At 67.4% G+C, this 10,801-nt stretch carries 1 protein-coding gene; it reads left to right on the top strand.

Features of this window, described 5'->3' with window-relative positions; all coding sequences use genetic code 11:
- Nucleotides 1-203: 203 nt before the first annotated feature.
- Nucleotides 204-10,801, top strand: a 10,598-nt coding sequence (locus H040_RS22370) for a non-ribosomal peptide synthetase (protein WP_050437149.1), incomplete at its 3' end; no start/stop codon positions are given.

Here is a 10,801-nt window from a genome sequence, read left to right as displayed (position 1 = left end):
AAGCGCTGAAAATCTCAAGCCTGGAATATCACGGACTCTGAAAATCTCAAGCCAGAAGTATCACAGGCGCTGAAAACCCCAAGCCACCCCCCAAGCCACCCCCCAAGCCATCCCCTCTGTCCCCGCTTCCCATGTCAGACCACCCGGTCACGATCCTTTAGCTTGTCGACGACCCCCTTCCAGGCAAAGCAGGATGCTTACCGATGCTTTTCAGCGAACTGATGGCTGCTCTCTCCACCCATGCAATCCGACTCCAGCGCGAAGACCAGGACCTGATCGTCCTGGGCGACGATGAAGCCCTGGACGACACCCTGTGGGAGGCGCTGTCACGGCACAAGCCGGCCTTGCTGGAAATGCTCGCCGAGCGCGATGACGGCTGGCTCAGCCCGGCGTTTCGCATTACCCCTGACATGCTGCCGCTGGTGCAACTCGAGCAGCAGGCCATCGACCGCATCGTCGCCAGCGTGCCGGGCGGCGCCGCCAACGTGCAGGACATCTACCCGCTGGCACCGCTGCAGCAAGGCATGCTCTACCAGCACCTGTCAGCCGTTGACGGTGACCCGTACCTGGCCCAGGTGCAGCTGCGCTTTGCCAGCAAGGCACACCTCGAAGCCTTTGCCCAGGCCCTGCAATGGGTGATCCAGCGCCACGACATCCTGCGCACCGCGCTGCAGTGGGAATACCTCGATGAACCTGTGCAGGTGGTGTGGCGCGAAGCGACCCTGGTGCGTGAGGCCATCGAGGTCGACGGCGACGATGCACTGGCCCGGCTGTGCGCGCGCTTCGATCCGCACCACTACCGCGTAGACCTGCGTCAGGCACCGCTGATGCAGCTGATGCACGCCCCCGGCGAGGGCGAGCAGTGGGTCGCCTTGCTGATGTTCCACCACGTGGTCATGGACCACACTGCGCTGGACATCGTGCGCCGCGAAATCCAGGCGCACCTGGCCGGCGAGGCTGCGCTGCTGGCGCCGCCGATGCCGTTCCGCAACGTGCTGGCGGCAGCGCGCCAGGCGCTGGACGAACACGCCCACGAGCGATTCTTCCGCGAAATGCTCAACGACATCGAAGAGCCGACCTTGGCCTTCGGCTTGCAGGACAAAGGCCAGCAGCCACTGGAGCAGGCGCGCCTGACCCTTGCGCCCGCGCTGAGCTTGCGCCTGCGCCACCAGGCCCGGCAGCTGGGCGTGAGCCCGGCCAGTGTCCTGCACCTGGGCTTCGCCCGCCTGGTCGGGCAACTGTCCGCACGCCAGGCCGTGGTGTTCGGCAGTGTGCTGCTGGGGCGCATGACCACCGGTGAGGGCGGTGAGCAGGCGCTGGGCATGTTCATCAACACCTTGCCGCTGCGCATCGACCTCGGCCAGCACGGCGTGCGCCAGGCCCTGCTGGCCACCCACCAGCGGCTCAGCGCCTTGCTCGGCCATGAGCAGGCCTCGCTGGCCCTGGCCCAACGTTGCAGTGGCGTGGCCGCGCCAGCGCCGCTGTTCAACAGCATGCTCAACTACCGCCACAGTGCTGCCGGCGATGCTGCCGAGATCATTCCGGTGGCGCCGGGTATCGATATCGTCGGCGCTGAAGAGCGCACCGACTATCCGCTGACCGTCAGCGTCGACGACCTTGGCGATGATCTGCGCCTGACCGTGCAGAGCCTGCCGCAGTGGGGGGCTGCACGCTTGTGCGAGCAGTTCGAGCAGGTGCTGGCGAGCCTGATCGACGCCCTTGAACAGGCCCCTGAAACACCACTGCAAGGGTTGGCAGTGCTGCCCCAGGCCGAGCGCGAGCAGGTGCTGGAGCAGTTCAACCGCACCGCCCAGGCCTACCCGCAAGGGCTGACCGTGCATGCCCTGGTCGAAGCCCAGGCAGCCCGCGCACCCGAGGCGCCCGCGCTGCTGCAGGGTGGCCTGGCCCTTGGCTACGGCGAACTGAACCGGCGCGCCAACCAGCTGGCGCATCGGCTGATCGAGCGCGGCGTCAAGGTTGGCGACCGGGTTGCCCTGTGCCTGGCACGCAGCCCGGAACGCCTGGTCGGCTTGCTGGCGGTGCTCAAGGCAGGCGCCGCCTATGTACCGGTCGACCCGGCCTATCCGGCGGAACGTATCGCCTATCTGCTGGCAGACAGCGCACCGGCGCTGGTGCTGGCGAGCACTGCGATCGAAGGCTTGCCGCCGATACCGCGCCTGGACCTGGACCAGGCCGAAGCCTTTGCCGCAAACAGCAGCAACCCTGAACTGCCCGAGCTCGATGCACGGCAGCTGGCTTACCTGGTCTACACCTCCGGCTCCACCGGCCAGCCCAAGGGGGTGATGATCGAGCACCAGACCCTCGCCAACCTGGTCCACTGGCACTGCCAGGCGTTCCAGCTGAGGGCCGGCTCGCACAGCTCCAGTGTCGCCGGTTTCGGCTTCGACGCCATGGCCTGGGAGGTCTGGCCGACCCTGTGCGCAGGTGCCACGCTGCACCTGCCGCCGGCACACATCGGCAACGAACACGTCGACGAGCTGCTCGACTGGTGGCTGGCGCAGCCGCTGCAGGTCAGCTTCCTGCCCACCCCGGTGGCCGAGCAGGCTTTGCGCCGTGACCACCAGCACCCGACCTTGCGCACGCTGCTGGTGGGCGGCGACCGCCTGCGCCAGTTCGAGCGCGAACCAGGCTTTGCCCTGATCAACAACTACGGCCCGACCGAAACCACGGTGGTGGCCACCTCCGGCCAGCTCTACGCCAACGGCCCACTGCATATCGGCCAGCCGATCGCCAACACCCGCGTGTATGTGCTCGACGAAGGCCGGCAACCGGTGCCGGTTGGCGTCATTGGTGAGCTGTTCATCGGCGGGGCGCAGGTCGCCCGCGGCTATTTCAATCGCCCTGAACTCACCGCAGAACGCTTCCTTGACGACCCCTTCAACCCCGGTGGCCGGATGTACCGCAGCGGCGACCTGGTGCGCTGGAACGCCGACGGTACCCTCGATTACCTGGGGCGCAACGATGACCAGGTGAAGGTCCGTGGCGTGCGTGTGGAACTGGGCGAAATCGAGGCCGCCCTGGCCGCCCGGCCGGGCATCGACGATGCCGTGGTGCTGGTGCGCGAAGGTCGCCTGCTGGCCTGGTACACCGAGGCCGCGCCAATCGATCCTGAACAGTTGCGCCAGGCCCTGCAGGCCAGCTTGCCGGCACACCTGTTGCCATGGGCGTTCATCCGCCTGGATGAACTGCCATTGACCAGCCACGGCAAGCTCGACCGCCGTGCGTTGCCCAACCCGGACGGCGCTTTGCTGCCAGGCCAGCCCTATGAGGCGGCGCAAGGCCAGACCGAGGTGGCCATGGCTGCGATCTGGGCCGAAGTACTGGGCGTCGAGCGGGTAGGGCGGCATGACAACTTCTTCGAACTGGGCGGCCACTCGCTGCTGGCCGTGACCTTGGTCGAACGCCTGCGCAAGGCCGGCCTGGTCATCGACGTGCGCGTGCTGTTCGCCCAGCCGACCGTGGCGGCGCTGGCCTGCGCGACGGCAAGCGGCGAGGCCGCCAAGGTGCCGGCCAACCGGTTGCCACAGGGCGCTGCGCGCATCACCCCGGGCATGCTCAGCCTGGTCGAGCTGGACCAGGCCAGTATCGATGCCATCGTCGCCACGGTGCCGGGCGGTGCCGCCAACGTGCAGGAAATCTACCCGCTGGCGCCTTTGCAGGAAGGCATCCTCTACCATCACCTGAGCGCCGAACAGGGCGACCCGTACCTGCTGCAGACGCGCCTGGCGTTCGACAGCGTCGAGCGCCTGCTGGCCTGGGCCGGCGCCTTGCAGCAAGTCATCGATCGCCACGATATCCTGCGCACCGCGGTGCACTGGCAAGGGTTGGCGCAGCCGCTGCAGGTGGTATGGCGTGCTGCCGAGCTGGCCGTGTGCGAGGTTGACGACCTGCCCGATGAACCTGGCGCGTCGCGCATCGAACAATTGCACGCGCGGTTCGATGCCCGCCATCACCGGCTGGACCTCGGCCAGGCACCGCTCACGCGCCTGTACTACAGCCTCGACCCCGCCAACCATCAGGTGGTGGCGATCCTGTTGTTCCATCACCTGACCCTCGACCACACCGCCATGGATGTGGTCGCCCGGGAAATGCGCGCCTTGCTGTTCGGCCAGGGCGCAACCCTGCCGGTGGCCGTGCCGTATCGCAACTACGTGGCTCAGGCCCGCATGGCCGACCCTGCCAGCCAGGAGGCGTTCTTCCGCGAGATGCTGGCAGATGTCGACGAGCCAACCTTGCCGTTGGGCTTTGCCGATGTGCAGGGCGACGGGCGCAATATCGACAGCGCCTTCCTGGCGCTGGATGCCAGCCTCAGCCTGCGGCTGCGCAGCCAGGCCCGGCAGCTGGGTGTCAGCGCCGCGAGCTTGATGCACCTGGCCTGGGCGCGGGTGCTGGGCGTGCTGGCCAACCGCACCGACGTGGTGTTCGGCACCGTACTGATGGGCCGCCTGCAAGGTGGCGAAGGCGCTGACCGCGCACTGGGCATGTTCATCAACACCTTGCCGCTGCGGGTGGACACCCGTGCCAGCGCGCACGCGGCTTTGTGGGCCACCCATCGCAGCCTGTCGGCGTTGCTTGGCCACGAGCATGCACCCTTGGCCCTGGCCCAACGTTGCAGTGGCGTGGCCGCTTCGGTACCGCTGTTCAGCGCGTTGCTCAACTACCGCCACAGCGCCGCCGATGCGCCGCGCGAAGGTGAGGGCATCTGGGAGGGTGTGCGCCTGCTGGGCGGCGAAGAACGCAGCAACTACCCGCTGACCCTCAGCGTCAACGACCTTGGCGAGGGTTTCAGCTTCAGCGTACTGGCCGTCGAAGGCATCGGTGCCGCCCGCGTCGCCGAATGGATGGCCAACGCGCTCACCCAGTTGCTGCAAGCGTTGGAGCCTGGGCACGAGGCCACGGTCGACAGCCTGCCGATAATCGGTGAGCAGGCACGCCAACAGTTGCTCGGCAGCTTCAACGCCACGGCGCAGGCCTACCCGCAGGGCCAGACCGTCCATGCCTTGGTCGAGGCCCAGGCCGCCCGCGCACCTGAAGCGTCGGCCGTAAGCCAGGGCGATCAGGCCCTGAGCTATGGCGAACTCAACCTGCGCGCCAACCGCCTGGCCCACCGCCTGATCGAACAGGGTGTGCAATGTGGCGACCGGGTTGCCTTGTGCCTGCCGCGCAGCATCGAACGGCTGATCGGCTTGCTGGCCGTGCTCAAGGCCGGGGCCGCCTATGTACCGGTGGACCCGACCTACCCGCGTGAGCGCATCGCCTACCTGCTGGCCGACAGTTCGCCTGCGCTGCTGCTGGCCGACTCGTCCGTCGATGGTTTGCCAGGCCACCTGCCGCGGCTGGACCTCGACCAGCCAGAAAGCTGGCTGGCAGTGGACAGCAACCCTGAGGTACTTGGCCTCGATGCCCATCAACTGGCCTATGTGGTCTACACCTCCGGTTCAACCGGCCAGCCCAAGGGCGTGATGATTGAGCACCAGGCCTTGGCCAACCTGGTGCATTGGCACTGCCAGGCCTTCGCGCTGGGGGCTGGCGAACGCACCTCCAGCGTTGCCGGCTTTGGTTTCGATGCCATGGCCTGGGAAGTCTGGCCGGCATTGTGTGCCGGTGCCACGCTGCACGTGCCACCGCGCCACATCGGTAACGAGCACGTCGAGGAACTGCTCGACTGGTGGCTGGAGCAGCCGCTGAAGGTCAGCTTCCTGCCGACGCCGGTCGCCGAACAGGCGCTGCGCCGCGAACGCCAGCATCCGACCTTGCGCACCCTGCTGATCGGTGGTGACCGCCTGCGCCAGTTCGACCGCGACCCAGGCTTTGCCCTGGTCAACAACTACGGGCCAACCGAAACTACCGTGGTCGCCACCTCCGGCACGGTGCTGCCTGGCGGCGCGCTGCACATCGGCAAGCCGATCGCCAACACCCGCGTCTACGTGCTCGACGAGCGTCGTCAGCCGGTGCCGGTGGGGGTTACCGGCGAGCTGTACATCGGTGGCGGCCAAGTCGCCCGGGGCTATTTCAATCGCCCGCAACTGACCGACGAGCGCTTCCTGGCGGACCCGTTCAGCCGTATGCCGGGCGCTCGCATGTATCGCAGTGGTGACCTGGTGCGCTGGAACGCCGACGGCAGCCTCGACTATCTGGGCCGCAACGATGACCAGGTGAAGATCCGCGGCATGCGCGTCGAACTGGGCGAGATCGAAGCGGCCATGGCGGCCCAGCCCGGTATCGAGCATGCCGTGGTGCTGGTGCGCGGCGAGCGCCTGCTGGCCTGGTTCACCGAAACCGCAGCGGTCGACCTCGATGTGTTGCGCCTGGCGCTGCAAGCCAGCTTGCCGGCGCACATGCTGCCGCATGCGTTCATCGGCCTGCAGCAGCTGCCACTGACTAGCCACGGCAAGCTGGACCGCAACGCACTGCCCGAGCCCGATGCGGTAGCGCAAGGTCATGTCGAGCCGCAGGGCGGGCGTGAAGCCGCCATGGCCGCTGTCTGGGCCGAGGTGCTGGGCGTCGAGCGGGTAGGCCGGCACGACAACTTTTTCGAGCTGGGCGGCCACTCGCTGCTGGCTGTGACCCTGATCGAGCGCCTGCGCGAGCAAGGCTTGCACACTGACGTGCGGGTGCTGTTCAGCCAGCCGACGGTGGCCGCACTGGCCGCCGTACTGGGCAAGGGCCGCCAGGTGGAGGTGCCGGCAAACCGTATCGTGGCCGGCTGCACGCAGATCACGCCAGACCTGCTGCCGTTGATCAACCTGGACCAGGCCAGTATCGAGTGTATCGTCGCCAGCGTGCCGGGCGGCGCCGCCAACGTGCAGGACATCTACCCGCTGGCCCCGCTGCAGGAGGGCATCCTCTATCACCATCTAAGTGCCACAGGTGCCGACCCGTACTTGCTGCAGTGGCGTGTTGCTTTCGACAGCCTGGCACGCCTGCACGCCTTCGCCGCGGCCCTGGACAAGGTCATCGCCCGCCACGATGTGCTGCGCACCGCCGTGCTCTGGGACGGGCTGCGGCAAGCGGTGCAAGTGGTCTGGCGCCATGCACCGCTTGCCGTGTTGCCCCGCGAAGGCTGCGACACCGACTTCCAGTTGAGCCGGGCGCCGCTGATTCGCTTGCTGTACGGCGACGCTGACGGCGCCATCGAGGCCACCTTGCAGTTCCACCATATCGCCCTCGATCACACCGCGATGAAAGTGGTGCTTGAAGAGATCCGCGACCACCTGCGTGGCGATCAGCCGACTAGGCCGCCGGTGCCTTACCGCAATTACGTGGCCCAGGCACGTCTGGCCGTCAGCGAAGCCGAGCATGAAGCGTTCTTCCGCGCAGAGCTCGGGGACATCGACGAACCCACCTTGCCCTTCGGCCTGACCGACTTGCAGGGCCAGGCCAGCCACTTCGACCTGGCTGCCGTAGCACTTGACAGCAGCCAGTACCAACGGCTGCGCCGACAGGCCCAGCAACTGGGCGTGAGTGCCGCCAGCCTGCTGCACCTGGCCTGGGCTCGGCTGGTCTCGGCCACCAGTGGCAGGGACAGCGTGGTGTTCGGCACCGTGCTGCTTGGTCGCCTGCAGGGCGGTGCCGGCGCCGATCATGGCCTGGGCATGTTCATCAACACCTTGCCATTGCGCCTGGACCTGGACGGCCTTGGCGTGCGTGATGGCGTGCGCCTGGCCCATCAGCGCCTGAGTGCGTTACTGGAGCATGAGCACGCCTCGTTGGCCCTGGCCCAGCGCTGCAGCGGCGTGGCTGCGCCCCTGCCACTGTTCAGCGCCATGCTCAACTACCGCCATGGCGCCAGTGCCAGCGAACAGCAGGCGCAGCGCGAAGCCTTGGAGGGCATCCAGGCGTTGCCCAGCGGCGGCCATGGCAACTACCCGCTGAGCGTCAACGTCGACGACCTTGGTGACGGCCTGCGCATCACCGCCCAGGTCTCGGCCCAGGTAGGCGCACAACGTATCTGTGAGCAGTTGCTGCAGGTGCTGGTTGGTCTGCTCGATGCGCTGGAGCAACAGCCGCAACTGGCGCTGCAGCAATTGCCGGTACTGGCGCCGCAGGAGCGCCAGCAACTGCTGGCCGATGCCAACGCCAGCGAGTACCCACACGATCTGCAGCAGACGCTGCACAGCCTGTTCGAGGCGCAGGCCAGGCTCACGCCGGATGCTTTGGCACTGGTGGCTGAAGAGGGCGAACTGAGTTACCGCGAGCTCGATGAGCAGGCCAACCGCCTGGCGCATCAGCTGATCACCCTGGGTGTGAAACCCCATGATCGGGTAGCGGTTTGCGTCGAGCGTGGGTTGTCGCTGGTGGTCGGCCTGCTGGCCATTCTCAAGGCCGGCGGCGCTTATGTGCCGGTCGACCCCAGCTACCCGGCCGAGCGTATTCGGCACATGCTCGACGACAGTGCACCCCAGGTGCTGCTGGTGCATGCTGCGACCCGCGACGTGGCGCAGCATGGGGTGCAGGTCGACCTGGACCGGCCAGGCTGGGAGCACCAGCCGGCCAGTAACCCGCAAGTGGCGGGCCTGACGGCGCGGCACCTGGCCTACGTGATTTACACCTCAGGCTCTACCGGCGTGCCGAAAGGCGTGATGGTCGAGCACCGCAACGTGGTCAACCTGCTGCACTGGAGCCAGCGCCTGTGCGCCGGTGCCGGGCGTGTGCTGCACAAGACGCCGATCAGCTTCGATGCTTCGGTATGGGAGTTGTTCTGGCCGCTGTGCAGCGGTTTGCGCCTGGTGCTTGCGCGGCCGGGTGGCCAGCGCGATGGGCAGTACCTCGCGCAATTGATCCAGCACCAGCAGGTGAACGTGGTGCAGTTCGTACCGGCCTTGCTGCAGCAGTTCCTGGAGCAGGAACAAAGCGCCGCTTGTACCAGCCTGAGCGACATCGTCTGTGGCGGCGGCGAGCTCACCGAAGCACTGGCCGCCTTGGTCCGTCAGCGCCTGCCGAGTGTGCGCCTGCACAACGTCTATGGCCCCACCGAAACTACCGTCGACTGCAGCGCCTGGACGCTGGAGCCCGACGCTGCGCTACCCCGCGGCAGCTTGCCGATTGGCAAGCCGATCGACAACACCGCACTGTACGTGCTCGACAGCCGCGACCAGCCAGTGCCGTGGGGTGTGGCTGGCCACCTGCACATCGGTGGCGCCGGCGTGAGCCGTGGCTACCTGGGCCTGGCGCAGCAGCAGGCAGAGCGCTTCATCGACAGCCCGTTCGCGGTTGGCGAGCGGCTGTACCGCAGCGGTGACCTGGTACGCCAGCGTGCCGATGGCAACCTTGAGTTCCTCGGTCGCAACGATCACCAGGTGAAGATCCGCGGCCTGCGCATCGAGCCGGGCGAGATCGAGGCCTGCCTGACCCGCATCGAAGGTGTGCGTGAGGCGGTGGTGCTGGCGTTCGAAGCACGCCTGGTCGCCTATCACACTGGCGAACCACACACGGCCGATGGCTTGCGCCAGGCGCTGCTGACGCAACTGCCGGATTACATGGTGCCAGCGCAGTACATTCACCTCGACCAGTTGCCACTGAGCCCCAACGGCAAGCTTGACCGCAAGGCCCTGCCGGCCCCCGACGCCGCGCTGCAGCATCGCGACTTCGAGGCCCCGCGAGGCAGCACTGAAACCCTGCTGGCCGCCCTCTGGAGCGAACTGCTGGGCATACAGCAAGTAGGGCGGCACGACAATTTCTTCGAGCTGGGCGGCCACTCGCTGCTGGCCGTGAGCCTGACCGCGCGCCTGCGCCTGGAGGGCCTGCAGGTGGATGTACGGACCTTGTTCGGCCAGCCGACCATCGCCGCACTGGCGGCCACCCTGGGGCACGCTCAGCAGGTCGAGGTGCCCGAGAACCGCATCCCGGCGGCCTGCCGCCAGATCACCCCGGACCTGCTCAGCCTGATCGACCTCGACCAGGCCAGCATCGACCAGATCGTCGCCAGGGTGCCGGGCGGCGCTGCCAATGTGCAGGACATCTACCCGCTGGCGCCGTTGCAGGAGGGGATTCTCTATCACCACCTGAGCGCCGCCGGGCACGACCCGTATGTGCTCTATTCGCGCCTGCGTTTCGACAACCTTGAACGCCTGCAGGCCTTTGCCGGCGCCCTCGACCAGGTCATTGCGCGCCACGATGTGTTGCGCACCGCAGTGCTTTGGGACGGTTTGCCGCAGCCGGTGCAGGTGGTCCTGCGCAGCGTGCCAACCGTGTTGGCGGGTGCCTTGGACGGCGGCTTGCCGGCCCTGCGGCTGGACCAGGCGCCACTGCTCCAGCTGTTCTACACCCCGGGCAATGGCGTGCTCGAAGCCACCCTGCAGTTCCACCACATCGTCCTCGACCATACCGCCCTGGAAGTGGTCGGCGAAGAACTGCAAGGCTTCATGCAGGGCGCCCCAGCGCCGGCCCACACGCCGGTGCCATACCGCAACTACGTGGCCCAGGCCAGGCTGGGCACCAGCTCGGCCGAGCACGAAGCGTTCTTCCGGACGCAACTGGCCGATATCGACGCACCGACCCTGCCGTTTGGCCTGAGCGACGTGCAGGGCGACGGCCGTGACATGCAGGAGGCCAAGCTGACGTTGGCGCCGACGCTTGCCACAAGCCTGCGCCGTCAGGCCCGTGTACTCGGCATCAGCGTCGCCAGCCTGTTCCACCTGGCCTGGGCGCGCCTGCTGGGCGCTGCCAGTGGCCAGGACCGCGTGGTGTTCGGCACCGTGCTGCTGGGCCGCCTGCAAGGCGGTGAGGGCGCCGAGCGGGCGCTGGGCATGTTCATCAATACCTTGCCGCTGCGGGTCGA

Origin of the sequence: Pseudomonas sp. URMO17WK12:I7, assembly GCF_003269045.1 — a bacterium.
Classification (GTDB): domain Bacteria; phylum Pseudomonadota; class Gammaproteobacteria; order Pseudomonadales; family Pseudomonadaceae; genus Aquipseudomonas; species Aquipseudomonas putida_J.
This window is presented reverse-complemented; position numbering and strand designations above follow the sequence as displayed.